The 25,415-nt window shown below is 67.3% G+C and carries 23 protein-coding genes; all 23 read left to right on the forward strand.

Features of this window, described 5'->3' with window-relative positions; all coding sequences use genetic code 11:
• Window positions 1–12: 12 nt before the first annotated feature.
• Window positions 13–1,086 (forward strand): N-acetylneuraminate synthase family protein, encoded by a 1,074-nt coding sequence (locus tag WFQ67_RS11450; protein WP_337056932.1) that lies wholly within the window; start codon window positions 13–15, stop codon window positions 1,084–1,086.
• Window positions 1,083–1,640 carry a UDP-4-amino-4,6-dideoxy-N-acetyl-beta-L-altrosamine N-acetyltransferase gene (gene pseH, locus WFQ67_RS11455; RefSeq protein ID WP_337056933.1) on the forward strand — a complete coding sequence of 186 codons (558 nt, stop codon included), beginning with the start codon at window positions 1,083–1,085 and terminating at the stop codon, window positions 1,638–1,640. Before WFQ67_RS11450 ends, pseH begins: the two co-directional genes overlap by 4 nt.
• Window positions 1,633–2,328 carry a WbqC family protein gene (locus tag WFQ67_RS11460; protein WP_337056934.1) on the forward strand — a complete coding sequence of 232 codons (696 nt, stop codon included), beginning with the start codon at window positions 1,633–1,635 and terminating at the stop codon, window positions 2,326–2,328. Before pseH ends, WFQ67_RS11460 begins: the two co-directional genes overlap by 8 nt.
• On the forward strand, window positions 2,325–3,002 hold the full coding sequence (locus tag WFQ67_RS11465; protein ID WP_337056935.1) for a class I SAM-dependent methyltransferase: 678 nt from the start codon (window positions 2,325–2,327) through the stop codon (window positions 3,000–3,002). The genes WFQ67_RS11460 and WFQ67_RS11465 overlap by 4 nt, the downstream gene beginning before the upstream one ends.
• Window positions 2,999–4,357, forward strand: coding sequence for an FAD-dependent oxidoreductase (locus WFQ67_RS11470; RefSeq protein ID WP_337056936.1), 1,359 nt, complete (start codon window positions 2,999–3,001; stop codon window positions 4,355–4,357). Before WFQ67_RS11465 ends, WFQ67_RS11470 begins: the two co-directional genes overlap by 4 nt.
• Window positions 4,354–5,037 (forward strand): PIG-L deacetylase family protein, encoded by a 684-nt coding sequence (locus WFQ67_RS11475; RefSeq protein ID WP_337056937.1) that lies wholly within the window; start codon window positions 4,354–4,356, stop codon window positions 5,035–5,037. The genes WFQ67_RS11470 and WFQ67_RS11475 overlap by 4 nt, the downstream gene beginning before the upstream one ends.
• A 25-nt stretch (window positions 5,038–5,062) precedes the next feature.
• Complete coding sequence (locus tag WFQ67_RS11480; protein ID WP_337056938.1) at window positions 5,063–6,130, forward strand: hypothetical protein; 1,068 nt, start codon at window positions 5,063–5,065, stop codon at window positions 6,128–6,130.
• The gene (locus WFQ67_RS11485) at window positions 6,127–10,068 is read left to right on the forward strand and encodes a glycosyltransferase (RefSeq protein ID WP_337056939.1); all 3,942 of its coding nucleotides are present in this window, start codon (window positions 6,127–6,129) and stop codon (window positions 10,066–10,068) included. The genes WFQ67_RS11480 and WFQ67_RS11485 overlap by 4 nt, the downstream gene beginning before the upstream one ends.
• Window positions 10,069–10,313: 245 nt before the next feature.
• On the forward strand, window positions 10,314–11,780 hold the full coding sequence (locus WFQ67_RS11490; RefSeq protein WP_213625462.1) for a flagellin: 1,467 nt from the start codon (window positions 10,314–10,316) through the stop codon (window positions 11,778–11,780).
• Window positions 11,781–11,857: 77 nt separating this feature from the next.
• A complete protein-coding gene (locus tag WFQ67_RS11495) occupies window positions 11,858–12,235 on the forward strand; it encodes a flagellar protein FlaG (protein ID WP_213625461.1) in 378 nt (125 codons plus the stop codon).
• A gap of 79 nt (window positions 12,236–12,314) precedes the next feature.
• Complete coding sequence (fliD, locus tag WFQ67_RS11500) at window positions 12,315–13,766, forward strand: flagellar filament capping protein FliD (protein ID WP_213625460.1); 1,452 nt, start codon at window positions 12,315–12,317, stop codon at window positions 13,764–13,766.
• Between the two features lie 127 nt (window positions 13,767–13,893).
• A complete protein-coding gene (fliS, locus tag WFQ67_RS11505) occupies window positions 13,894–14,274 on the forward strand; it encodes a flagellar export chaperone FliS (protein WP_173177772.1) in 381 nt (126 codons plus the stop codon).
• 14 nt (window positions 14,275–14,288) lie between these two features.
• On the forward strand, window positions 14,289–14,588 hold the full coding sequence (locus tag WFQ67_RS11510; RefSeq protein WP_111260896.1) for a flagellar protein FliT: 300 nt from the start codon (window positions 14,289–14,291) through the stop codon (window positions 14,586–14,588).
• 223 nt (window positions 14,589–14,811) lie between these two features.
• On the forward strand, window positions 14,812–16,284 hold the full coding sequence (locus WFQ67_RS11515; protein ID WP_111260895.1) for a sigma-54 dependent transcriptional regulator: 1,473 nt from the start codon (window positions 14,812–14,814) through the stop codon (window positions 16,282–16,284).
• A 109-nt stretch (window positions 16,285–16,393) separates the two neighbouring features.
• Window positions 16,394–17,608, forward strand: coding sequence for a sensor histidine kinase (locus WFQ67_RS11520; RefSeq protein ID WP_213625459.1), 1,215 nt, complete (start codon window positions 16,394–16,396; stop codon window positions 17,606–17,608).
• 4 nt (window positions 17,609–17,612) lie between these two features.
• Window positions 17,613–19,037 (forward strand): sigma-54-dependent response regulator transcription factor FleR, encoded by a 1,425-nt coding sequence (gene fleR / locus WFQ67_RS11525; protein ID WP_263150268.1) that lies wholly within the window; start codon window positions 17,613–17,615, stop codon window positions 19,035–19,037.
• Between the two features lie 207 nt (window positions 19,038–19,244).
• Window positions 19,245–19,577 (forward strand): flagellar hook-basal body complex protein FliE, encoded by a 333-nt coding sequence (gene fliE, locus WFQ67_RS11530; protein WP_173177780.1) that lies wholly within the window; start codon window positions 19,245–19,247, stop codon window positions 19,575–19,577.
• Window positions 19,578–19,592: 15 nt separating this feature from the next.
• Window positions 19,593–21,386: a flagellar basal-body MS-ring/collar protein FliF gene (fliF, locus tag WFQ67_RS11535; RefSeq protein WP_173177782.1), complete on the forward strand. Its 1,794-nt coding sequence runs from the start codon at window positions 19,593–19,595 to the stop codon at window positions 21,384–21,386.
• Window positions 21,379–22,395 carry a flagellar motor switch protein FliG gene (fliG, locus tag WFQ67_RS11540; RefSeq protein ID WP_111260889.1) on the forward strand — a complete coding sequence of 339 codons (1,017 nt, stop codon included), beginning with the start codon at window positions 21,379–21,381 and terminating at the stop codon, window positions 22,393–22,395. Before fliF ends, fliG begins: the two co-directional genes overlap by 8 nt.
• Window positions 22,396–22,405: 10 nt before the next feature.
• Window positions 22,406–23,230, forward strand: a complete 825-nt coding sequence (fliH, locus tag WFQ67_RS11545) for a flagellar assembly protein FliH (RefSeq protein WP_337056940.1) — start codon at window positions 22,406–22,408, stop codon at window positions 23,228–23,230.
• Window positions 23,220–24,578: a flagellar protein export ATPase FliI gene (fliI, locus tag WFQ67_RS11550; protein WP_213625456.1), complete on the forward strand. Its 1,359-nt coding sequence runs from the start codon at window positions 23,220–23,222 to the stop codon at window positions 24,576–24,578. The genes fliH and fliI overlap by 11 nt, the downstream gene beginning before the upstream one ends.
• 6 nt (window positions 24,579–24,584) lie before the next feature.
• Complete coding sequence (fliJ, locus tag WFQ67_RS11555; RefSeq protein ID WP_263150261.1) at window positions 24,585–25,034, forward strand: flagellar export protein FliJ; 450 nt, start codon at window positions 24,585–24,587, stop codon at window positions 25,032–25,034.
• Between the two features lie 72 nt (window positions 25,035–25,106).
• Complete coding sequence (locus tag WFQ67_RS11560; RefSeq protein WP_111260885.1) at window positions 25,107–25,412, forward strand: STAS domain-containing protein; 306 nt, start codon at window positions 25,107–25,109, stop codon at window positions 25,410–25,412.
• The last annotated feature ends 3 nt before the right edge of the window (window positions 25,413–25,415 follow it).

Below are 25,415 nucleotides of genomic sequence, written 5' to 3' on the forward strand. Positions count from 1 at the left end.
GGAACCATCAGCATGTCGACACGCCGCTTCGAAATTGCCGGACGCCCCATCGGGCCCGACGAGAAGCCCTATTGCATCGCCGAGGTGGGCATCAACCACAACGGTGATCTCGACCTGGCCCTGAAGATGATCGACGTCGCCCGCGAGTCGGGCGCCGACGCGGTGAAGTTCCAGACCTTCAAGGCCGAGGAGTTCTGCGGCGACCCGCAGCAGATGTTCACCTACCAGTCCCAGGGGCGCAGCGTCACCGAGTCCATGCTGGCGATGTTCAAGCGCTACGAGTTCGACGAGGCGCAGTGGCGGGCGGTCAGGGCCCATTGCGCCAAGGTCGGCATCACCTTCTTCTCCTCGCCGCAGAACCGCAGCGATCTCGCGTTGCTGCAACGCATCGGCGTGCCGGCGATCAAGGTCGGCTCGGACGATTTCAGCAACCTGCCGCTGCTGCGCCACTACGCCGGCGCCGGGCTGCCGCTGATCCTGTCCTGCGGCATGAGCGACCTGGCCGACGTGCACCAGGCGCTGGAGACGGTGGGCTGGTTCGAGGGTGCCCAGGTCGCGCTGCTGCTGTGCACCTCGCAGTACCCGACCCCCGACGCGGACGTCAACCTGGCCAAGCTGGGCACCCTGCAGCAGGCCTTCCCCGGGCTGCTGACCGGGTTCTCCGACCACACCCAGGGGCCCCTGGCGGCCTCCCTGGCGGTGGCGCGCGGGGCGCGGCTGTTCGAGAAGCACTTCACCCTCGACCACGACCTGCCGGGGCCGGATCACTGGTTCTCCGAGAACCCCCAGGGCCTGGCCGAATGGATCGCCCATATCCACCGGGCCGACGCCATCATCGGTTCGCCCTACCTGCGCCCGACGCGCGCCGAAGGGGACATGCGCGTACTCGCCCGGCGCAGCCTCATGGCGCTGCGCGATATCGCCGTGGGCGAACGCCTGGACGAGCACAACCTGGGGCTGCGCCGTCCCGGCAACGGCTTGCCGCCCGCCCTTTACGAGCAGGCGCTGGGCAGCGTCGCGACACGGGCCATCGGCAGCGGCGAGCTGCTCCGCCTGGGGGATTTCGCCCCGGTGGACGCGCCATGAGCGCGGTGCCGGCATCGACCTTCCAGCTGCGTCCGGCGACCCTGGACGACGCCGCGTTGCTGCTGCGCTGGCGCAACGCCGAGCCGGTGCGCCAGTGCATGTACAACACCGCCGAGATCGCCCTGCCCGAGCACCAGAGGTGGTTGCAGCGCGAACTGGCCAACCCGGCCTCGCGCCACTTGCTGCTGGAGCGTGACGGCACGCCTGTGGGCTACGCCAGCCTCGCGGACATCAGCGAGCGGCACCGGCGCTGCACCTGGGGCTTCAACCTCGGTGACTCGCCGCAGCCCAGGGGCACTGGCCTGCGCATGCTGGCGCTGCTCGCCGAGCAGGTGTTCGAGGGGCTGCAGCTGGAGAAGATCTGCTCGGAAGTGCTCGACTTCAATGCGGCCAGCCTGCGGGTCCACCAGCGCCTGGGCTTCGTGCCGGAGGGGCGCCTGCGCCGGCACATCCACCGCCCGGATGGGGTCTTCGACGTCGAGGTCCTGGCGCTCTTCGCCGAGGACTGGCGACGCCTGCGCGGGCCGCTCCTGGCGGGGCTCTTCGATGAGTGACGCGCGCCAGGTCGCCATCCACCAGCCCGCCTACCTGCCGTGGCTGGGCTACTTCGACCGCATCGCCCGGGTCGACCGCTTCGTCTTCCTCGACACCGTGCAGTTCGAGAAGAACAGCTTCATCAACCGCAATCGCATCAAGACGCCCCAGGGCGCCCAATGGTTGACGGTGCCGGTGCTCGGCCGGGGCCACCTGGCCGGCACCCTGCGCGAGACCCGCATCGACGAGAGCCGCGACTGGCGCCGCGACCACCTCAAGGCCGTGGCCATGAACTACCGCCGGGCACCGCGCTTCGCCGAACGCTACGCGCAGCTGGAGCAGCTGTACGCCGAGCGCCAGGACAACCTGGCCGAGCTCTGCTGGCGCCAACTGGGCTTCTGGCTGGACAAACTCGGCATCGAGACGCCCCTGGTGCGTGCCAGCGAGCTGGACGTCGACAGCCGCAAGTCGCAGCTGGTGCTCGATATCTGCCTGGCCCTGGGTGCGGACAGCTACCTGTCCGGCGCCCTGGGGCGTGACTACCTCGACGAGGCCGCCTTCGCCGCACGGGGCATCGAGGTGCGTTACCAGGCCTTCACCCCGCCCACCTATCCTCAGCTGTGGGGCGCGTTCGTGCCCGGTCTCGGCGTGCTGGACTGGTGGATGAACAGCGGCGACAGCCGCAGCGAATTCAGGGAGCTGACATGAGTTTTTCCATCGAGTGGGAACAGCGCTACGCCGCCAGCACCCACCTTTCCATCTGGCCCTGGTCCGACGTGGTCAGCCTGACCAAGCGCCACTGCCGCGAGCTCGGCCCCGGCAGGCGCGTGCTGGAGCTGGGCTGTGGCGCGGGCGCCAACATCCCGTTCTTCCAGTCCCTGGGCGTGGACTACCACGCCGTGGAAGGCAGCCCGACCATCGCCGCCCAGTTGCGCGAGCGCCTGCCCGAGCTGGCCGCGACCATCGCCACCGGCGACTTCACCCAGCCCTGGCCCTTCGCCCCGGGCTTCGACCTGGTGCTGGACCGCGCCTCCCTCACCTGCAACGGCGAGGAGGCCATCCGCCGCTGCCTGCGCCAGGTGCACGAAGCCCTGGTGCCCGGAGGGTTCTTCATCGGCGTCGACTGGTACTCGGTGAACCATTCGGACGCCCGCCGTGGCCAGCCCGATGCCGACCCGCACACCCGCAGCGGCTTCACCGATGGCTCCTTCGCCGGCACCGGCCGCGTGCATTTCTCCGACGAGGCGCACCTGCGCGCGCTGTTCGCCGACTTCGAGCTGCTGCACCTGGAGGAGAAACAGTCGGTGCGCTACGAGCCGGCGGATGGCCATCGCTTCGCCTCCTGGATGCTGGTGGCGCGCAAGCCGGCGGTGCGGGCATGAACGCCGTGCGCCCGGTCGTGGTGGTGGGGGGCGGCATCGCCGGGCTGTTGGCGGCGAACTGGGTACAGGCCTGCGGCCTGCCCGTGGTGCTGATCGAACGCGCCGATGCGTGCGGCGGGCTGCTGCGCTCCTACCGCGACGAGGACGGCAATGCGTTCGACCAGGGCACCCATGTCCCGGCGATGACCGGCGATGCGCGGGTCGACCACCTGCTGTTCGACGAGGCCGGCCTCGACTGGCAGGAGGTGCCCGTGTTGCGGGTGGGCAATGTCTTCGCCGGCGTGCTCAACGAGCGCAGCCAGTTCATCGACATCAGCGGCCTGGCGCCCAGCCTCTACCAGGCCTGCTTCACCGGGCTGCTGAACAGCCTGACCACCGACCGCGACGCCCCGAGCCTGGAGGCGGCGCTGCTCGCGCACTTCGGCGAGCCGCTGGCGCGCGAGGTGTTCTTCCCGCTGCTCAGGCGTTTCTACGTGGCGCCCTTCGACCAGCTCAGCGCGAGCAGCCACCGTTTCCTCGGCTATGGCCGTGTCATCGCCGGCAGCGCCGAGGTATGCCGGGAGCTCAAGCGTTCGGCGGTCTACGACGCCAAGGTGGCGTTCCGCGACTACCTGGAAGGGCGCAGCGCGGTGCGCCATCGCTACCCCCGCAACGGTGGTGTCGGCAGTTGGGTCGACGCCCTCTGCGAGCGCCTGCGGGCCGGCGGCGGGCGCATCCTAACCGGCGCCCAGGTCCAGGGCGTCGATCACGCGGCGCAGGTGCTGAACCTGGCCGACGGCGAGCGGCTGGGCTTCGAGCAACTGGTCTGGACCGCGCCGCTGGCGCTGCTGGCCAGGGCGCTGGGGCTGCCGGTCGCCTCCGCGCCGCCGCGCTTCCTGCCCCTGCGCCTGTTCCATTTCCTGCTGGACCGGCCGGCGGCCTGCGACTGCCATTACCTGTACCTGAACGACCCGGCGGCGCGCGCCTTCCGCATCACCCTCTACGACAACGTCCTGGAACGGAACGAGGCGCCCTGGCGCCTGACGGTGGAGGCCCTCGATGCGCCGGGCGAGACCACCGCCCAGCAGGCTGCGGCGGTGCTGCGCGAGCTGCGCGATGCCGCAGTGCTGGCCCCCGGTTGCGAGGCCCGGCTGGTGCTGGAGCAGTCCATCGCCAACGGCTTCCCGGAGGTCACCCTGGCCCAGGAGGCCGCCAACCGCGAGCTGCGCGAGCGCGTGCTGGAGCATGCCCCGGCGTTGGTGCTCTGCGGCCGCAACGCCTCGGATGCCTTCTTCACCACCGATGTCCTGCTGGATACCGCCGCCCAGCTGGAACGCCGCTTCGGCGCACCCGTCACCCCCGGAGACCCCCGATGAGCAAGGAACGCGTACTAGTCATCGCCGCCCACCCCGACGACGAGGTGCTGGGTTGCGGCGGCAGCATCGCCCGTCATGTCGCCGACGGCGACCAGGTGCAGGTGGCGATCATGGCCCAGGGCCTGTTCAGCCGTGGCACCCCGGAGGAGGCCGAGCAGCAGGCGCTGCGCGATGCCTGCGCCGAGGCCAACCGCATCCTCGGCGTGCAGGGCCTGGAGTGCTTCGACCTGCCGGATAACCGCCTGGACGGCCTCGACCTGCTGGACCTGGTCAAGCCCGTCGAGGCGCTGGTCGCCCGCCACCGCCCGGGCATCGTCTATGCCCACTGGAGCGGCGACGTGAACATCGACCACCGGCGCCTGCACGAGGCGGTGGTCACCGCCTGCCGCCCGCAGCCTGGCCACCCGGTGCACACGCTGCTGTTCTTCGAAATCCCCTCGTCCACCGAATGGCAGGTGCCCCACAGCGCGCCGGCCTTCTGGCCGGGCTGGTTCAACGACATCGGCTCGACCCTCGACACCAAGCTGCGCGCCCTCGATGCCTACGCGATGGAGATGCGCGAATGGCCGCATCCGCGCTCGCTCAAGGCCGTCGAGCACCTGGCCCGCTGGCGCGGCGCCTGCGTGGGCATGGAGGCCGCCGAGGCCTTCGTGCTCGGCCGCCACCTGAACAGACACTGATGGGGCTTTGCCCCTGGAACCGCACATGAATCCGCAGCCGCTTGACGAGAAAGACTGGAGCGCCAACCACCTGGCGCTGTCCGAAGGGCCGCAGCTCTTCGACAACCCCGGCATCGCCCGCCTGCGCCGTGCCGTGGAGGACGACTTCGCCGCCCGCCACCTGGCCGGGCGCGTGGTCGTCGAACCGACCGCCGGGGCCCGCGAGGCCTGGGACGGCGTTCGCGCCTTCGCCGCGCTGCCGGCACCGGGCGACCTGGCGCAACTGCTGGATCGCTGCACCGAAGGCCTGCGGTCGGAGGGGCGGGTGGTCCTCGACCTGCGCTCGCCCGCCCATTGGCAGGCGGCCTTCGGCGAGTCGCCGGCGGCCTGGCCCGAGCGTGGCCGTGACGACCCGGCGGTGGCGCTCTGCTCGCCTGCCGCGTTGCTGGCGGCGGCCGATGCCCGGGGCCTGAGCCTGGTGGCGCTGGAGCCCTACGCGGGCCTGTGGGACAACGCCTTGCTCTACCTGCGCCTGGAGCGGCGCTTCAAATGGCTGCGGCTGCTGTCCTGGCTCGACAGCGACGAGGCGCTCTTCGGCCTGGCGCTGCAACTGGAGCAGAAGGTGCTCGCCAGGCTCGGTACCTCGGCCAGCGGGCGCTACCTGGTGGCCCTGGAGAAGCGTCGCGACCCGGCCGGCAACGCCGCCTGGGCCGAACGCCTGGCCGCCCGCGAGGCGGTGCTCGCGGCGCCGTCGCTGGCCGGTATCGAGGCCCTGCTGGAGCAGGGCCCCGAAGCCTTTGCCGCGCAGACGGCCGGGCCGCTCGGCAGCTTGCGGACCCGGCACGTGCTGTTCCTCCTGCAACAGGCCCTGGCCTTCCATCGCCCCGACTTCGACCTGGAGCCCTGGCTGGCGCCCGAGGTCGCCGAGCAGCTGCGTCGCTGGCAGCGGGCCCAGGCCATCGACAGCCGCAACATGGCCATCGCCCGGGGCTGGGTGGTGGAGCCGATGCTGCGGCAGCGGCAAGGCGTGGACCTGGTCTCCGGCCTCGAGTACCACCTGGCGACCGCGCTGCTGCGCGATTACTTCAAGACCCACAGCGGAGTCAGCTCGTGAAAACCCCCGCCATCGTCAGTTTCCTCTGGGAGCCCCAGGTGGGCGTGCTGAAGGAATTCTTCAAGCGCCACGGCCCGCTCACCGTGGTCACCCTGACCCCGTACATCTCCCAGGCGCTGATCGATATCGTCGACGAGGCCGGCGGCAAGCTCTATGCCATGGACCAGGAGCTCGGTGACATGGGCGCCCAGGGCATACGTGCCGAGTGGGAACCGCTGCGCGAGCTGTACGGCCAGCACCTGGAGCAGGCGCTGCCGGCGCTGCTGGCGGCCGAGGAGGGCGGGGCGCTGGCACGAGTGATCGGCGCGCGCCTGGATGCCGAGCTGCCGCTGCTGATGACCGTGCTGCATGGCCTGGAACTGGCCCAGCGGCACTACCAGTTGTGCCTGATGATCGGCAGCGAGGATGTGCTGCCGGTGTCCAAGGTGGCGATGCACTGGGCGCGGACCCAGGGCATCCCTTCGTTGCACCTGTCCCACGCCCTGGCCCTGAACGACCCGCACACCGTGCACGCGCAACTGGTGGCGGACATCCATGCGGTCTATGGGCAGCGCGGGCTGGAGGGGTACCTGGACTACGGCGTGCCGGCCGAGCGCCTGCGCGTCACCGGCAACCCGGCCTGGGACAAGTTCCTCAAGCTGGCCGGCGAACGGCTGGTCCACGAGGGCGAGCTGCGGCGCCGGCACGCCTTGCGCGAGGGCGAGCCCGTCGTGGTGTTCGGCACCACCTGGACCAGCAGCCTGACCGCCCATGGCGACGAAGGCATCTTCGGGCAGACGGTGGGCGCCTTCATCGACGCCTGCGAAACCCTGTTCCGTGCCGGCCTGCACTTCAACCCGATCATCAAGGACCGGCCGCCGAACTATCACTTCGGCGAGCGCCGCTTCAAGGAGCTGCTGGCCGAGCGCGGCGCGGACCCCGAGCGCTATTTCTACCTGGTCGAGGATGGCCCGCTCTGGGCCGCCAGCGCCGACGTGCTGGTGGCGGTGGACTCCAACTACTGCGTCGAGGCGATGCTCTGCGGCACTCCGGCGATCAACCTGCAGCACCCGGCCAACACCCTGTTCGGGCCGTGCTACGACGCCCAGGCGGGCGTGCTGGACGTCGAGCCCGGTGAGCTCGCCGAGGCCATCCGCCAATTGCTGGTGGATACGGCGTTCCGCGAGCGGCAGCAGGCGCTGGCGGCACGGGCGCGTCCCTATTTCAACCTTGGCATCGACGGCCTGGCCTCGGCCCGTGTCGCCGAGCTGATGGGCGAGATGGCCGTGGGCCTGGTGCCCAAGCTGCTCGCCTGGCTCGATTCGCGCCTGCCGGTGGCGGCCGAGCGCGCGCTGATCGACGAGCGCCTGGCGCTGTGCAAGGGCGAAGGCCCCGTGCTCGGGGTGCTGGTGCTCGAGCGCAACGATGCGCGGGCGCTGGAGCGCACCCTGGCGAGCCTGGAGCGCGCGCTGCCGGCGCCGGTGGAGGTCACCGTCTTCGGCGCCAGCGCAGCGGCCGTGGGCACGCGCGCCGGTTTCGTCCAGGTCTCGCCCGACGCCCCCGTTGAGGCAATCAACGGGTTCGTCGCCGCCGCCGCCTTCGACTGGGTGCTGCTGGTGGACGCGGGCACCGAGTTCACCCAGGCCGGGCCCTTGCTGTTCTGCCTGGAGCTCGCCGAGGCCCTGGCCCACGAGGCGGAGACCGGCGAGATCATCCACGCCTTCTATGCCGACGAGCTGCAGCGTTCGCCCTCCGGTGCCCTGGGGGCGCTGTTCAAGCCGGACTTCAACCTCGATCTGCTGCTGAGCTTCCCGGCCATGCACGGCCGTCACTGGGCGCTGCGCCAGCGCAGCTTCGTCGAGTTGGGCGGCTTCGATCCGGTGTTCGGCGATGCCTGCCGGCTGGACCTCGTCCTGCGCCTGGTCCAGGGCTCCGGCGGCAACGGCCTGCTGCACCTGCCCGAGGTGCTGCTGGTGGCGGATGTTCCCAGCCTGGCCTTCAACCCGGCCGAGCAGGTCGCGCTGGAGCGCCACCTGGAGGCCCGTGGCTACTCGGCCACGGTGCAGGCGTTCATGCCGGGGCGCTATCACATCGACTACGGCCACGCGGACCAGCCGCGGGTGTCCATCGTGGTCGCGGTGCGTGACCACCTGCCGCTACTCCAGCGCTGCGTGGAGAGCGTGCTGGAGAAGACCCGCTATGCCCGCTACGAGTTGCTCCTGGTCGACTGCGAGAGCCGGGAGCCGGCGACCCGCCAATGGCTTGACGGCGTCGAGGCGCTGCAGAGCGAGCAGGTCAAGGTCTGGCGCTTCGCCGGGGCGTTCAACTTCTCGGCGACGGTCAACGCCGTGGCGATGGCGGTGGAGTCCGACTACCTGCTGCTGCTGAGCCACGACGTGCAGGTGGTGCAGGAGGATTGGCTGGAGCAGTTGCTCAATCACGCCCAGCGCCCGGAAGTGGGGGTGGTGGGCGCCAAGGTGCTCGATTCGATGGGGTGCATCGAGCAGGCCGGCGTGGTGCTGGGGTTGCACGATGTCGCCGGGCGCGCCTTCGTCGGCGAAGAGGGCGACGCCCCCGGTTACATGAATCGCTTGCAGGTGACGCAGAACTACAGCGCGGTCGGCTCGGCCTGCCTGATGGTGCGACGCAGCGCCTTCATCGAGGTCGGCGGCATGGACGAGGCGCAGCTGAGCGCCTTCTATGGCGACATCGACCTGTGCCTCCGCATTCGCAGCGCGGGCCTGCTGAACGTCTGGACGCCCCATTGCACGGTGCTGCGCGACGGCATCGAGCTGCCCGTGCTGGCCATCGATGGCGCCCTGCAGCGCCAGGCCGCGCTCAAGGCGGCGCGGGAGGAGATGTTGCAGCGCTGGCTGCCGACCCTGGCCCGTGATCCGGCCTACAACGCCAACCTGTCCCTGGCCGGCAATGGCTTCGGCTTCGAGTACGGCACGCGGCGGGTGCACCATCCGCTGCTGCCCCAGGTGCTCTGCTACCCGGCGGACGCCACCGGCTGCGGCCACTACCGCGTGCGCCAGCCGTTCGCCGCGTTGCGCGAGGAGGGCCTGATCGACGGCCTGATCAGCGCCGTGCACCTGGCGCCGGTTGAGCTGGAGCGCTTCGGTGCCCGCAGCGTGGTGTTCCAGCGGCAGATCATGGAGCCGCAGATCGCGGGCATGCGCGAGGTGAAGGCGCTCTCCGGCGCCTTCAAGGTCTACGAGCTGGACGACTACCTGCCCAACCTGCCGCTCAAGAGCATGCACCGCGAGAGCATGCCCCGGGACGTGCTCAAGTCCCTGCGCCAGGCGGTTTCCCTGACCGACCGCTTCGTGGTCTCGACGCAGCCCCTGGCGGAAGCCTTCGCCGACCTGCACACGGACATCCGCGTGGTGCCCAACACCCTGCCCACCCACTGGTGGGGCAACCTGCGCAGCCAGCGCCGTCGTGGCCGCAAGCCCCGCGTGGGCTGGGCCGGCGGCAGCAGCCACCAGGGCGACCTTGAGCTGATCGCCGACGTGGTGCGCGAGCTGGCGGGGGAGGTGGAGTGGGTGTTCTTCGGCATGTGCCCGGAGAAGCTGCGGCCGTTCGTCCACGAGTTCCACATCGGCCTGCCCATCGACCAGTACCCGGCCAAGCTGGCCAGCCTGGACCTCGACCTGGCCCTGGCCCCGCTGGAGCAGAACCTGTTCAACGAGTGCAAGAGCAACCTGCGCCTGCTGGAGTACGGGGCCTGCGGCTTCCCGGTGATCTGCAGCGACGTGCTCTGCTACCGCGGCGATCTCACCGCCACTCGGGTGAAGAACCGCTTCCGCGACTGGGTGGACGCCATCCGCATGCACCTGGCCGACCTGGACGCCACGGCCGCCGCCGGCGACGCCCTGCGGGAGCAGGTGCTGGGCAACTGGATGCTGGAGGGGGACAACCTCGCGCGCTGGCGCTCCGCCTGGCTGCCGGACTGACCGGAGGTCGCCGACGAACGGCGTGGCGAAAGGCTAAACCTTCGCTACGCCTGCCGATAACCCTGGTACGAACACTGTTCGAGCCTGCTCGGCAAGCCCAAGGCGAAATAAATTTCAAATTTCCCCTAAAGCTCCACCAGCAAGCGCCGATAAACAGTTCGAATGCGAATTCTAGGGGCACCTGAGCAGCAGGTCCTGAAGGTCGCAAAGCTCAGGTAAATACTAGGTACTTCGGGAGACGCCAAATGGCACTTACAGTCAACACCAACATCGCTTCGCTCAACACTCAGCGCAACCTGAACGCATCGTCCAACTCGCTGAACACCTCGCTGCAGCGTCTCTCCACCGGCAACCGTATCAACAGTGCCAAGGACGACGCCGCCGGCCTGCAGATCTCCAACCGTCTGACCAACCAGATCAGCGGCCTGAACCAGGCGACCCGCAACGCCAACGACGGCATCTCCCTGGCGCAGACCGCTGAAGGTGCCCTGCAGCAGTCCACCAACATCCTGCAGCGTATCCGCGACCTGTCCATCCAGGCAGCCAGCGGCTCGAACAGCGACGCCGACCGCGCCGCCCTGCAGAAAGAAGTGACCGCCCAGCAGGCCGAACTGTCCCGTATCGCCGAAACCACCACCTTCGGTGGCCGCAAGCTGCTGGACGGCACCTTCGGTACCACCAGCTTCCAGGTCGGTTCCAACGCCTACGAAACCATCGACGTGACCCTCAAGGACGCGTCCTCCGCCAAGCTGGGCTCCTACCAGGTCGGTGGCGGTGCTTCCACCAACTCCGCCGGTGCTTCGGCCGCCTCGGTCTCCACCGTCGCAGGCACCATGATCGCAGGTAGCGGTGGCGCCTTCGCCTCCGGCACCATGACCGTGGTCGGCAATGGCCAGACCAAGGACGTGAACATCACTTCGACCGACAGCGCGAAGAGCATCGCGCAGAAGTTCGACGGCTCGATCGCCGGCCTCTCCGCCAGCGCCCGTACCGTGATCCAGGCCGATGTGAACTTCACCTCCGGTGCTGCCACCTTCAACATGACCGTAGGTTCCAACACCGTTCAGATGGTGGGTGTGACCTCCAACGAAGACTTGGCCAACCAGATCAACTCCAACGCCGGCAAGCTTGGCCTGACCGCCAACTACGACACGCAGAACGACAAGATCACCATCACCTCGTCCACCGGTGAGACGATCCAGTTCGGCACTGCCACCGGTACCTCCGCAGGCACCATCGACGTGGCCGTACAGGGCAGCGACGGTACCTACGGTGCAGCCGCGGACGTGAAAGCGGGTGGGGGCAAGGCCTTCGGTTACGTACAGCTGGATTCCCCGGTATCCTTCGCGGTGACCGGTGCGACCGGTGGTGTGTTCAACGGCAGCTCCTCGACGCTGAACACCGTTGCCAACGTCGACATCTCCACCGCCGATGGTGCCCAGCGCGCCCTGGCAGTGGTCGATAGCGCCCTGGCCGCGATCGACTCCCAACGTGCCGACCTCGGTGCTGTGCAGAACCGCTTCGATAACACCGTAGCCAACCTGCAGAACATCTCCGAGAACGCCGACGCTGCTCGCAGCCGGATCAAGGACACCGACTTCGCAGCTGAAACTGCGACCCTGTCCAAGAACCAGGTTCTGCAACAGGCCGGTACCGCGATCCTGGCCCAGGCGAACCAACTGCCGCAGTCGGTCCTCAGCCTGCTGCAATAACGCAGGAAGAGCGCCCAGCAACGATGGGGGGAAGGGGATAACCCTTCCTCCCATTTGGCCATTGTGAGGTATGTAAAATGGATATCTCGAACATTACGTCGGTCGGTGCCCTGCCCAGGTTGGCCAAGGACCCCGTTGCCAGCGTAACGCCCGGCCAGGAGGCTGCCAGGACGGTGGCGCCCGCCAGCAATGCGGCAAGCCCCGCCGAGGCGGATGCCCGTTCCCAGGCCCAAGGTGGTGACCTGGAATCGGCAGTCGCCGATATCCAGTCCTTCGTCCAGACGGTGAAACGCGGCCTGGACTTCAATGTCGATGACTCCAGCGGGGAAGTGGTGGTCAAGGTCATCGATACCGATTCCGGCAAGCTGATCCGGCAGATCCCCTCCGAGGAATTGCTGAAGCTCGCTGAACGCCTGGAAGACATCCGCAGTCTGATGTTCGAGGCCAAGGCTTGAGTTGGTACGTTTCTTGAGTGCCAAACTCATGATCGTTCCCCGAAGGGAACTCGGGACGTTTTTTTGACGGAGGTGTGAGATGGCTACCACCATCGGTACTGTTGGATCTGGACTCATCGATATCGATGCCACTGTGAAAGCGCTGGTGGCCAACGCCCGGGCGCCGAAGCAGAACCAGCTCGATACCCTCGAGTCGAAGTCCACGACCAAGCTCACCGCCCTCGGCTCGCTTCGGAGCGCCGTCAGTGATTTCCAGACGGCGATGTCGCTGCTCAACAGCCCCACCAGCTTCCTGTCGCGCACCGCAACCTCGAGCAACACCGCAGCGCTCAACGCCACGGCCAGCCAGAGCGCCATCGGCGGGACCTACAAGATCAACGTCACCCAACTGGCCGCCGGCAGCAAGATCGCGTCCGCCGCATTCAGTACCGGCGCGACCACCAAGTTCAACGAAGGCTCGCTGGACATCAAGATCGGTGGCGACGATGCGCTGACCGTTGCCGTCGACAGCACCAACAACACCCTTTCCGGCATCCGCGACGCGATCAACAAGCAGGGCGCGGCGAAGGGCATCACCGCCACCATCGTCACCGACAACCAGGGTTCGCGCCTGGTGCTGAGCAGCAGCAAGATGGGCGATGGCAAAGACATCACCATGACCGGCACCAGCACCTCGGGCAGCAACACCGACCTGAGCAAGCTGACCTTCCCCGGTCCGACCCTGAATCCGACGGACTTCCCGAGCACCGCCGAGTACGACGCGGCCGTGGCCAAGGCCGGCAAGACCCTGTCGACCGCCCAGAGTGCGAAGCTGACGGTGGACGGCCTCAACGTGGTGAGCGACTCCAACGCCGTCACCACCGCCATCGATGGCGTCACCCTGAACCTGACCGCCGAGACCGAGGCCAACAAGCCGCTGACCCTGACCGTCTCGCAGAACAGCAGCGCGGTTAAGACCAACGTCCAGAACTTCGTCACCGCGTACAACAAGATGGTGAGCACCATCAGTTCGCTGACCAAGGTGACCACCGTGGAAGGCAGCAACCCCGTGGTGGCGGCGCTGGCCGGCGACTCCACCGCACGCTCCCTGCTCGCCTCGATGCGCAGCGAGCTGGTCACCCCCAGTGGCGAAGGCTCCGTCAAGGCCCTGGCCAGCCTGGGTATCACCACCAAGCAGGACGGTACCCTGGACCTGGACGCCACCAAGCTGGACAAGGCCATCGCCGCCGATTACCAGGGCATCTCCGATTTCTTCACCGGTGACAACGGCCTGGCCAGCCGCATGACCAAGCAGGCCAAGCCCTACACCGACTCCACCGGCGTCATCGAGCAGCGCAGCAAGGTGCTTCGCGACACCATCAAGGGGGTCGACAAGCAGCAGGAGGCCCTCGACCTGCGCATGACCGCACTGCAGACCCGCCTGTACAAGCAGTTCACCACCCTCGACTCCCTGCTGGCGCAGATGCAGGGCACCAGCGACAGCCTGACCTCTCAGCTCGACGCACTGCCTGGCCTGACCAAGAAGAACTGACCGAACCCGAGGTTTGGTCAGCTCGCGTCTTAATGACGAAAAAAGCTCAGCAGGAGGCTTAAAGCTCCCGTGAAACCAGCCGATATTATGGACATCGAAGAAACACTGGTTCACGAGGAGTTGCGAGATGAGAGCGATGTTGGCCATGAAGCAGTATCAGCAGGTGAATGTTCAGGCTCAGGTCTCTGATGCAAGCCCTCATCGCCTGATCCAGATGCTGATGGAAGGCGGGCTTGAACGCATGGCTCAGGCCCAGGGTGCGATGATGCGCGACCAGGGCTCACTGAAAGGCGAGCTGATCAGCAAATCCATCGGTATCATCGGCGGCCTCCGCGAAGCACTGGACCCGACTCGCGGTGGCGAAGTCGCGGCCAATCTTGATCGCCTGTACGAATACATGATCGCGCGCCTCATCCACGCCAACAAAGCCAACGACCCTGCGGTTCTCACCGAGGTTGCCGGCCTGCTGCGTGAAGTGAAGTCCGGCTGGGATGCCATAGCGCCCTGAGTTAGGAGAGGAAAATGAGCCAAGCCATGCTCCAGCAGATCGAAGAAACCCGCCTGGCCCTGGTCTCCGCCTTCGAGAGCCAGGACTGGGAAATCGTGAGCCAGCTCGACCGCCAGTGCCGCGACCAGGTGAATGTCGCCATGCTCGATTGCGCCGACATGGAAGAGGGCCTGCGTGCCCAGCTGGAAGCGCTGATCGATGTCTACCGTCGTCTCACCGAAGCCTGTGCCCAGCAGCGCGACCAGGTCGCCGACGAACTCCGCAATCTCGTCCGTTCCAACCAGGGCGCCAAGGTCTATCAACTGTTCGGTTGATAGCCTCCCGATGCGGCGTCGACAGGTGATCGGCGCTGCACCCTCAGCCTCTTAGGCTATCTGTCGCCAGACGCAAAAAAAGCACGCCATAAATTTGACTCTTGGCACTTTTTTGACTTTACTAGTGGCCAATTGCTGGCGCTCATCGGGAATCTGATGGCACCGGTTGCCCTTGTGCCGCTACTGAGGCGGCATCAGCCCTCGAGCAAAGAACAGAACAAGCATGTGGCGTGAAACCAAGATTCTGCTGATTGACGACAACAGCGATCGCCGCCGTGATCTGGCGGTCATTCTGAACTTTCTCGGTGAAGAGCACCTGGCCTGCGCCAGCCGCGACTGGCGTGAAGCTGTCGGCGCGCTGAACGCCACGCGCGACGTGCTCTGCGTCCTGCTCGGGGATGTCGAGTCCAAGGGCGGCACCACCGAGCTGCTCAAGCAGGTGGCGACCTGGGACGAGTTCCTGCCCGTGCTGCTGATCGACCAGGTGGTCCCGGCCGACTGGTCCGACGAGGTGCGCCGCCGCGTGCTGGCCAGCCTCGAGATGCCGCCCAGCTACAACAAGCTGCTGGATTCCCTGCACCGCGCCCAGGTCTATCGCGAGATGTATGACCAGGCCCGCGAGCGCGGCCGCCAGCGCGAGCCGAACCTGTTCCGCAGCCTGGTGGGTACCAGCCGGGCCATCCAGCAGGTGCGCCAGATGATGCAGCAGGTGGCCGACACCGACGCCAGCGTGCTGATCCTGGGCGAATCGGGCACCGGCAAGGAGGTGGTGGCGCGCAACCTGCACTACCACTCCAAGCGTCGCGACGCGCCCTTCGTTCCGGTCAACTGCGGCGCCATCCCTGCCGAGCTGCTGGAAAGCGAACTGTTCGGCCATGAGAAGGGCGCCTTCACCGGCGCCATCACCAGCCGTGCCGGGCGTTTCGAACTGGCCAACGGCGGCACCCTGTTCCTCGACGAGATCGGCGACATGCCGCTGCCGATGCAGGTCAAGCTGCTGCGCGTGCTTCAGGAGCGCACCTTCGAGCGCGTGGGCAGCAACAAGACCCAGAACGTCGATGTGCGCATCATCGCCGCCACCCACAAGAACCTCGAGCAGATGATCGAGACCGGTGGCTTTCGCGAAGACCTCTACTACCGCCTCAACGTGTTCCCTATCGAGATGGCCCCGCTGCGCGAGCGCGTCGAGGACATCCCGCTGCTGATGAACGAGCTGATCTCGCGCATGGAGCACGAGAAGCGTGGCTCCATCCGTTTCAACTCCGCCGCCATCATGTCGCTGTGCAACCACGACTGGCCCGGCAACGTCCGCGAGCTGGCCAACCTGGTGGAGCGCATGGCGATCATGCATCCCTACGGCGTCATCGGCGTGACCGAACTGCCGAAGAAATTCCGCCACGTGGATGACGAGGACGAGCAGTTGGCCGCCAGCCTGCGCGAGGAGCTCGAGGAGCGCTCCGCCATCGGTGCCGGCCTGCCTGGCGTCAGCAGCCCGGCGATGCTGCCGCCCGAGGGCCTGGACCTCAAGGACTACCTGGGCAACCTCGAGCAGGGGCTGATCCAGCAGGCCCTGGACGACGCCGCGGGCGTGGTGGCCCGCGCCGCCGAGCGCCTGCGCATCCGCCGCACCACCCTGGTGGAGAAGATGCGCAAGTACGGCATGAGCCGTCGCGACGACGAAATGGCAGAAGATTGACGCTGATTTCGTAATTCTTTGTTTTAAAAGGATATTTTTTTAGGCACGGGTATTGCTATGTCTCTCTCGACTGACCGTCTCCTGACGGTTTGCCGAGCGAGAGAGAATCATGACCGCCAGTGCCAGCCCATCGCAGAAACCTGAGTCCGCCAGTGCGGCGCCCGTGGAGGAGGCCGGCCGAGCCAGCCTCGAACAGGCGTTCGCCATGTTCAACCAGATGTCCAACCAGCTGAGCGAGTCGTACAGCCTGTTGGAAGCTCGGGTGACGGAGCTCAAGGGGCAGTTGGCCCTGGTCAGCGCTCAGCGCATGCAGGAACTCGCCGAGAAGGAACGCCTGGCCCTGCGCCTGCAGAGCCTGCTCGACCTGCTGCCCGGCGGTGTCATCGTCATCGACGGCCAGGGCGTGGTCCGGGAAGCCAACCCCGTGGCGCGCAGCCTGCTCGGCAAGCCGCTGGTGGGGATGCTGTGGCGCGAGGTCATCGCCCGCAACTTCGCCCCCCGCAAGGACGACGGCCACGAGATATCCATGAAGGACGGGCGCCGCCTGTCCATCGCCACCCGTTCATTGAACGGCGAGCCCGGGCAACTGGTGTTGCTCGCCGACCTCACCGAAACCCGTCGTCTGCAGGACCAGCTGGCCCGTCACGAGCGCCTCTCCGCGCTGGGGCGCATGGTCGCCTCCCTGGCCCACCAGATCCGTACGCCGCTTTCCGCCGCGCTGCTCTATGCCAGCCATCTCACCGAGCAGGTACTGCCGGTGGAGCAGCAGCAGCGTTTCGCCGGGCGCCTGAAGGAGCGGCTGCACGAGCTGGAGCACCAGGTGCGCGACATGCTGATCTTCGCCCGAGGCGACCTGCCGCTGCCGGATCGCCTGAAGCCGGTGATGCTCTTCGCCGCGTTGCGCTCGGCCGCCGAATCCCATGTCAGTGGCCTCTCCGTACGCTGGCAGTGCGACGCCAGCGGCGGCGAACTGCTGTGCAACCGCGACACCCTGGTGGGCTCGCTGCTCAACCTCATCGAAAACGCCATCCAGGCCGCCGGCCGCGATGTGCGCCTGAAGATCCACCTGTACAGCCGGAGCGGCACGCTGCGCCTGTGCATCAGTGACAACGGCCCGGGCATGGACGCCGCCACCCTGGCTCGCCTGGGCGAACCCTTCTTCACCACCAAGACCACCGGAACGGGCCTCGGCCTCGCGGTGGTCAAGGCGGTGGCGCGTGCGCACCAGGGTGAGTTGCTGCTCAGCTCCCGCCCGGGTCGTGGCACCTGCGCCACCCTGGTCCTGCCGCTGCTTGGCACGGCACAGCCGGTAATTCAGGAGTAACCCCATGACCGTCAAAGTTCTGTTGGTCGAAGACGACCGTGCCCTGCGCGAAGCGCTTGCCGACACCCTGATGCTCGGCGGCTACGACTTCCGCGAAGCGGATTGCGCCGAGGCCGCCCTGGTGGCGCTTGGCGAGGAGCCTTTCGGCATGATGATCAGCGACGTCAACATGCCCGGCATGGATGGCCACCAGCTGCTCGCGCTGGTGCGTACCCGCTACCCGCAACTGCCGGTGCTGCTGATGACCGCCTATGGCGCCGTCGAGCGCGCGGTCGATGCGATCCGCCAGGGCGCCGCCGATTATCTGGTCAAGCCTTTCGAGCCGCGCGCACTGCTGGAATTGGTCGAGCGCCATGCCCTGGGGCGTGCCGGCGCCGGCGAAGGGGAGGGCCCCGTGGCCCAGGAACCGGCCAGCCTGCAGCTGCTGGAACTGGCCGCCCGCGTGGCCCGTAGCGACTCCACCGTGCTGATCTCCGGTGAGTCCGGCACCGGCAAGGAAGTGCTCGCCCGCTACATCCACCAGCAGTCGCCGCGTGCCAGCAAGCCCTTCATCGCGATCAACTGCGCGGCGATCCCCGACAACATGCTCGAGGCGACCCTGTTCGGCCACGAGAAGGGGGCCTTCACCGGCGCCATCGCCGCCCAGCCCGGCAAGTTCGAACTAGCCGATGGCGGCACCATCCTCCTCGACGAGATTTCCGAGATGCCCCTGGGCCTGCAGGCCAAGCTGCTGCGCGTACTGCAGGAGCGTGAGGTGGAGCGGGTCGGTGCGCGCAAGCCCATCGAACTGGACATCCGCGTGCTCGCCACCACCAACCGCGACCTTGCCGGCGAAGTGGCGGCGGGGCGCTTCCGCGAGGATCTCTACTACCGGCTCTCGGTCTTCCCCCTGGCCTGGCGCGCGTTGCGCGAGCGTCCGGCGGACATCCTGCCCCTGGCCGAGCGCCTGCTGGGCAAGCACGTCAAGAAAATGAACCACGCCCCGGTGCGCTTCTCCGCCGAGGCGCGCCAGGCGCTGGTCAGCCACCCCTGGCCGGGCAACGTCCGCGAGCTGGACAACGCCATCCAGCGTGCGCTCATCCTGCAGCAGGGCGGCCTGATCCAGCCCCATGACCTGTGCCTCACCGCGCCCATCGGCATGGCCGTCGCACCGGTATCGGTACCCCTGAGCCCGGTTGCGGCCGTCGTCCCGGCGCCGGTCGGCTTGCCCGCCAGCCCTGCCGCGCCCGCTGCGGACGCCGCGGGCGCGTTGGGCGAGGACCTGCGTCGACACGAATTCCAGATGATCATCGACACCCTGCGTTCCGAGCGCGGCCGCCGCAAGGAAGCCGCCGAACGCCTGGGCATCAGCCCGCGCACCCTGCGCTACAAGCTCGCGCAGATGCGCGATGCGGGCATGGATGTGGAGGCGTATCTGTATGCCAGCTGACGCTGAAGCGCGCGCTAGCGCTTGAGCTATAAGCCGCAAGCCGCAAGAAATCCGGCCTACCCAGCCTGGGTAGGTCTGCCCGTGCCTACTACTTGAAGCTTGCCGCTTGTCGCTTGAAGCTTCTTCCTCTCACCTTGGCACCCTTGTTGCAACCTCCCCCGCAAAGACCGCTCCAGTGTCAAAAAATTGCGGTCGCGGAGGAATGTGATGAGCCAGGGTGTCGAATTCAATCGCCTGATGTTGGAAATGCGCTCCATGCAGATGGAGGCCATGGCCCGTACCAAGCCCGTGGCCAGCGCTACGCCCGAGGTCAACGCGCCGAGCTTTTCCGACATGCTCGGCCAGGCCGTCAACAAGGTGAACGAAACCCAGCAGGCGTCCAGCCAGCTCGCCACCGCTTTCGAGATGGGGCAGAGCGGCGTCGACATCACCGACGTGATGATCGCCTCGCAAAAGGCCAGCGTGTCCTTCCAGGCCATGACCCAGGTCCGCAACAAGCTGGTCCAGGCGTATCAAGACATCATGCAGATGCCGGTTTAAGGGCAGGGTTGAGAAATGGCAGACGCGGCAACCGCTAACGTCCCGGCCCAGGCGGGCGAGCAAGGCGAGAAGAAGCCCCTGTTCGGGCTGGCATTCCTGGAAAACCTGTCGCAGATGAGCATGCTGCGCCAGATCGGCCTGCTGGTCGGTCTCGCCGCCAGCGTGGCGATCGGTTTCGCCGTGGTGCTCTGGTCGCAACAGCCGGACTACCGCCCGCTGTACGGCAGCCTCAGCGGCATGGACGCCAACCAGGTGATGGAAGCCCTGAACGGTGCCGACATCCCCTACAAGATCGAACCCAATTCCGGCGCCCTGCTGGTCAAGGCCGACGACGTCGCCCGTGCCCGCATCAAGCTCGCCGGTGCCGGCATCGCGCCGAACGATGGCAACGTCGGCTACGAGATCCTCGACCAGGAGCAGGGCCTCGGCACCAGCCAGTTCATGGAAGCGACCCGCTACCGTCGCGGCCTGGAAGGCGAGCTCGCACGCACCATCTCCAGCCTGAACAACGTCAAGGGCGCTCGCGTGCACCTGGCCATTCCCAAGAGCTCGGTGTTCGTACGCGACGAGCGCAAGCCCAGCGCCTCGGTGCTGGTCGAGCTGTACCCGGGTCGTTCCCTGGAGCCGAGCCAGGTGATGGCGATCGTCAACCTGGTCGCCACCAGCGTGCCGGAACTGGACAAGGGCCAGGTCACGGTCGTGGACCAGAAGGGCACGCTGCTGTCCGACCAGCAGGAGCTTTCCGAGCTGTCCATGGCAGGCAAGCAGTACGACTACACGCGCCGCATGGAAGGCCTGTTCACCCAGCGTGTGCACAGCATCCTGCAGCCAGTGCTGGGCAATGGCCGCTACAAGGCCGAGGTCTCCGCGGACGTCGACTTCAGCGCGGTGGAGTCAACCGCCGAAATGTTCAACCCGGACCAGCCCGCGCTGCGCAGCGAGCAGAAGCTCAACGAGGAGCGCCAGGCCGCCTCCGGTCCGCAGGGCGTTCCCGGCGCGCTGTCCAACCAGCCCCCGGGCCCGGCCACTGCCCCGCAGCAGGCGGCTCCGGCCGCTGCCGCACCGGCCGTGGCGCCCGGCCAGCCGATCCTCGACGACAACGGCCAGCAGATCATCGACCAGGCCACCGGCAAGCCGATGCTGGCGCCGTACCCGACCGACAAGCGCGACCAGACCACGCGCAACTTCGAGCTGGACCGTTCCATCAGCTATACCAAGCAGCAGCAGGGTCGCCTGCGCCGGCTTTCCGTCGCCGTGGTGCTCGACGACCAGATCAAGGTCAACGCCCAGGGCGAGACCACCCATGTGCCCTGGACGGCCGACGAGATCGCCCGCTTCACCCGCCTGGTGCAGGATGCCGTGGGCTTCGATGCCAGCCGTGGCGACAGCGTCAGCGTGATCAACACCCCGTTCGTCGGCGGTGGCGACGAGGTGATCGAACTGCCGTGGTACGAGCAGGTCTGGTTCCAGATGCTGACCTCGGGCCTGAAGCAGCTGTTCCCGGCGCTGCTGATCCTGATCCTGGTGTGGTTCGTGCTGCGTCCGGTGCTCAACAACATCTCCGGCGGCGGCAAGGGCAAGGACCTGGTCGGCGGCGGTCGCGACGGCGACGTCGAGCTGGGCGAAATGGGTGGGCTGTCCGGCGAGCTGTCCGATGATCGGGTGAGCCTCGGCGGGCCGCAAAGCATCCTGCTGCCGAGCCCGAGCGAGGGGTATGATGCACAACTGAACGCGATCAAGAGCCTGGTAGCCGAAGACCCGGGTCGCGTGGCCCTGGTAGTCAAAGAGTGGATCAACGCCGATGAGTGATAACCGCGCCCCGGTCAAGCTGACCAAGGTGGACAAGGCCGCCATTCTGCTCCTTTCCCTCGGCGAGACCGATGCCGCGCAGGTGCTGCGCCACATGGGCCCGAAGGAAGTGCAGAAGGTCGGCGTGGCGATGGCGCAGATGCGCAACGTGCATCGCGAGCAGGTCGAGCAGGTGATGGGCGAGTTCGTCGAGATCGTCGGCGACCAGACCAGCCTGGGCGTCGGCGCCGACGGCTACATCCGCAAGATGCTCACCCAGGCCCTGGGCGAGGACAAGGCCAACAACCTGATCGACCGCATCCTCCTGGGCGGCAGCACCAGTGGCCTGGATAGCCTGAAGTGGATGGAGCCGCGCGCCGTGGCCGACGTCATCCGCTATGAGCACCCGCAGATCCAGGCCATCGTGGTCGCCTACCTCGATCCGGACCAGGCCGGCGAGGTGCTCAGCCATTTCGACCACAAGGTGCGCCTGGACATCATCCTGCGCGTCTCCTCGCTGAACACCGTGCAGCCTTCCGCGCTCAAGGAACTCAACCTGATCCTCGAGAAGCAGTTCGCCGGCAACGCCAGTTCCACCCGCACCACCATGGGTGGCGTGAAGCGCGCGGCGGACATCATGAACTTCCTCGACAGCTCGGTTGAGGGCCAGCTCATGGACTCCATCCGCGAGGTGGACGAGGACCTGTCCAGCCAGATCGAGGATCTGATGTTCGTCTTCGACAACCTGGCCGACGTCGACGACCGCGGCATCCAGGCGCTGATGCGCGAGGTGTCCTCCGATGTGCTGGTGCTGGCCCTCAAGGGGTCGGACGAGGCGATCAAGGAGAAGGTCTTCAAGAACATGTCCAAGCGGGCGGCCGAGCTGCTGCGCGACGACCTCGAAGCCAAGGGTCCGGTCCGCGTCAGCGACGTGGAGACCGCGCAGAAGGAAATCCTCACCATCGCCCGTCGCATGGCCGAAGCCGGAGAAATCGTGCTCGGCGGCAAGGGCGGCGAAGAAATGATCTGAGGCCCGCCCGATGGCTACCAAGGAAGCGCAGAGCGAACTGATCCGCGCCAAGGATGTGAACGCCTTCGACCGCTGGTCCCTGCCCAGCTTCGACCCCGAGGGCCCCGCCGAAGTGGCCGAGGAGCCGGCCGAGCCCGTCCGGCAGCCGGACGAACCGGCCGCTGCCGAATCCCTCCCGACGATGGAAGCGCCCCAGGCGATCGAGGAGGTCGAGCCCGAGGCCGTCAAGCCGCTGACGCTCGATGAACTGGAGGCGATCCGCCAGGATGCCTACAACGAGGGTTTCGCCACCGGCGAGAAGGACGGTTTCCACGCCGGCCAGATCAAGGCGCGGCAGGAGGCCGAGGTGGCCACCAACGCGCGCCTGGAGTCCCTGGAAAGCCTCATGGGCCAGCTCATGGCACCCATCGCCGAACAGGACCAGCAACTGGAAGAGGCCATGGTGCACCTGATCGGTCAGATGACCCGGCAGATCATCCAGCGCGAGCTGGCGATGGACTCCAGCCAGATCCGCCAGATCCTGCGTGAGGCCCTGAAACTATTGCCCATGGGCGCCAGCAACTTGCGCATCCACATAAACCCGCAGGACTTCGAGCTGGTCAAGGCACTGCGCGAGCGCCACGAAGAGACCTGGCGCATCCTCGAGGACGAGACGCTGCTGCCCGGTGGCTGCCGCATCGAGACCGAGCACAGCCGCGTCGACGCCAGTATCGAGACGCGCATGAGCCAGGCGCTCAAGCAGCTCTTCGACCAGCAGCGCGAGCAGAAGGTCCACCCGCCGGCTGCCGACATCGCCATCAACCTGAGTTCCCCGGAACCGCCCCATGCGTCTTGAACGCACCAGCTTCGCCAAGCGCCTCGGCGGCTACGCCGATGCCGTACGGCTGCCCACCCAGCCGGTGGTGGAAGGGCGCCTGCTGCGCATGGTCGGCCTCACCCTCGAGGCCGAGGGCCTGCGCGCCGCGATCGGTAGCCGCTGCCTGGTGATCAACGACGACAGCTACCACCCGGTGCAGGTCGAAGGCGAGGTGATGGGCTTTTCCGGCAACAAGATCTACCTGATGCCGGTGGGCAGCCTCGCCGGCATCGCCCCTGGCGCGCGCGTGGTGCCGCTGCCCGATACCGGCCGCCTGCCCATGGGCATGTCCATGCTCGGTCGCGTGCTCGATGGCGCCGGTCGCGCCCTGGACGGCAAGGGCGGGATGAAGGCCGAGGACTGGGTGGCGATGGACGGCCCGGTGATCAACCCGCTCAACCGCGACCCCATTTCCGTGCCGCTGGACGTCGGCATCCGCTCCATCAACGGCCTGCTCACCGTGGGCCGGGGCCAGCGCCTCGGCCTGTTCGCCGGCACCGGTGTCGGCAAGTCGGTGCTGCTGGGCATGATGACCCGCTTCACCGAGGCGGAGATCATCGTGGTCGGCCTGATCGGCGAGCGGGGCCGCGAGGTCAAGGAATTCATCGAGCACATCCTCGGCGAGGAGGGCATCAAGCGCTCCGTGGTGGTCGCATCACCTGCGGACGACGCCCCGCTGATGCGCATGCGCGCCGCCATGTACTGCACGCGCATCGCCGAGTACTTCCGCGACAAGGGCAAGAACGTCCTGCTGCTGATGGATTCGCTGACCCGCTTCGCCCAGGCCCAGCGCGAGATCGCCCTGGCCATCGGCGAGCCCCCGGCGACCAAGGGCTACCCGCCATCGGTGTTCGCCAAGCTGCCCAAGTTGGTGGAGCGTGCCGGCAATGGCGAGAAGGGCGGGGGTTCCATCACCGCCTTCTACACCGTGCTTTCCGAGGGCGACGACCAGCAGGACCCCATCGCCGACGCTGCACGTGGCGTGCTCGATGGTCACTTCGTGCTGTCACGACGCCTGGCGGAGGAGGGGCACTATCCCGCCATCGATATCGAGGCGTCGATCAGCCGGGTCATGCCCCAGGTGGTCAGCCCGGAGCACATGAAGCTGGCCCAGCGCTTCAAGCAACTGTGGTCGCGCTACCAGCAGAGCCGCGACCTGATCAGCGTCGGGGCCTATGTCGCCGGTGGAGACGCCGACACCGACCTGGCCATCGCCCGGCAACCGGCCATGGCCCGCTACCTCCACCAGGGGCTCAACGAAAGCGAGCCGCTGGCGCAGAGTGTCGAGCGCCTGGCAGCGGTATTGAACACCGGCAACGCGGGCTGATGATCCATGGCCCGTGACCGCGCCGCGCGCCTGGCCCCCGTCGTGGAAATGGCGCAGAAAGCCGAACGCGACGCCGCCCGCCAGGTCGGCCACTGCCAGGGCCTGCTCGGCCAGGCCGAAGGCAAGCTCGGCGATCTCGAGCGTTTTCGGTCCGACTACCAGCAGCAGTGGATCACCCAGGGCAGCAAGGGCGTCTCCGGCCAGTGGCTGACCAACTACCAGCGCTTTCTCTCGCAATTGGAAACGGCCGTCGCCCAGCAGACCCAGAGCGTGGCCTGGCACCGCGAGAACCTGGTGAAGGCGCGTGAGGCCTGGCAGCAGCGCTACGCACGCCTGGAAGGCCTGAAGAAACTGGTGCAGCGCTACATCGACGAAGCGCGGGCGATCCAGGACAAGCGCGAGCAGAAGCTGCTCGACGAGCTCTCGCAACGCCTCGTCGGGCGTGAGGAACGCTAAATCGCGGTTGCCGAGGCTCCAGGCGGGTGCTAAATCTTCAGCACGCGTTTTCATCTGATCAAGGAGTCTTGCATGGCCATCACCTCGCTGCCTTCGAGCGACGGGCAAGAGTTGACCATCGTCATCCAGGGACGTTTCGATTTCGGGGCCCACCAGGAGTTTCGCGACGCCTACGAGCGCGTGAGCATCCACCCCACGCGCTACGTGGTGGACCTCAAGGGCACCACCTACCTCGACAGCTCGGCCCTGGGCATGCTGCTCCTGCTGCGTGACCACGCAGGCGGCGACAGCGCGCAGATCCGCCTGGTCAACTGCAACCCCGACGTCCGCAAGATCCTCGCCATCTCCAACTTCGAACAGCTGTTCCAGATTGCCTGAAAC

Source organism: Pseudomonas sp. USHLN015, from assembly GCF_037153275.1.
Taxonomy (GTDB): Bacteria; Pseudomonadota; Gammaproteobacteria; order Pseudomonadales; family Pseudomonadaceae; genus Metapseudomonas; species Metapseudomonas tohonis.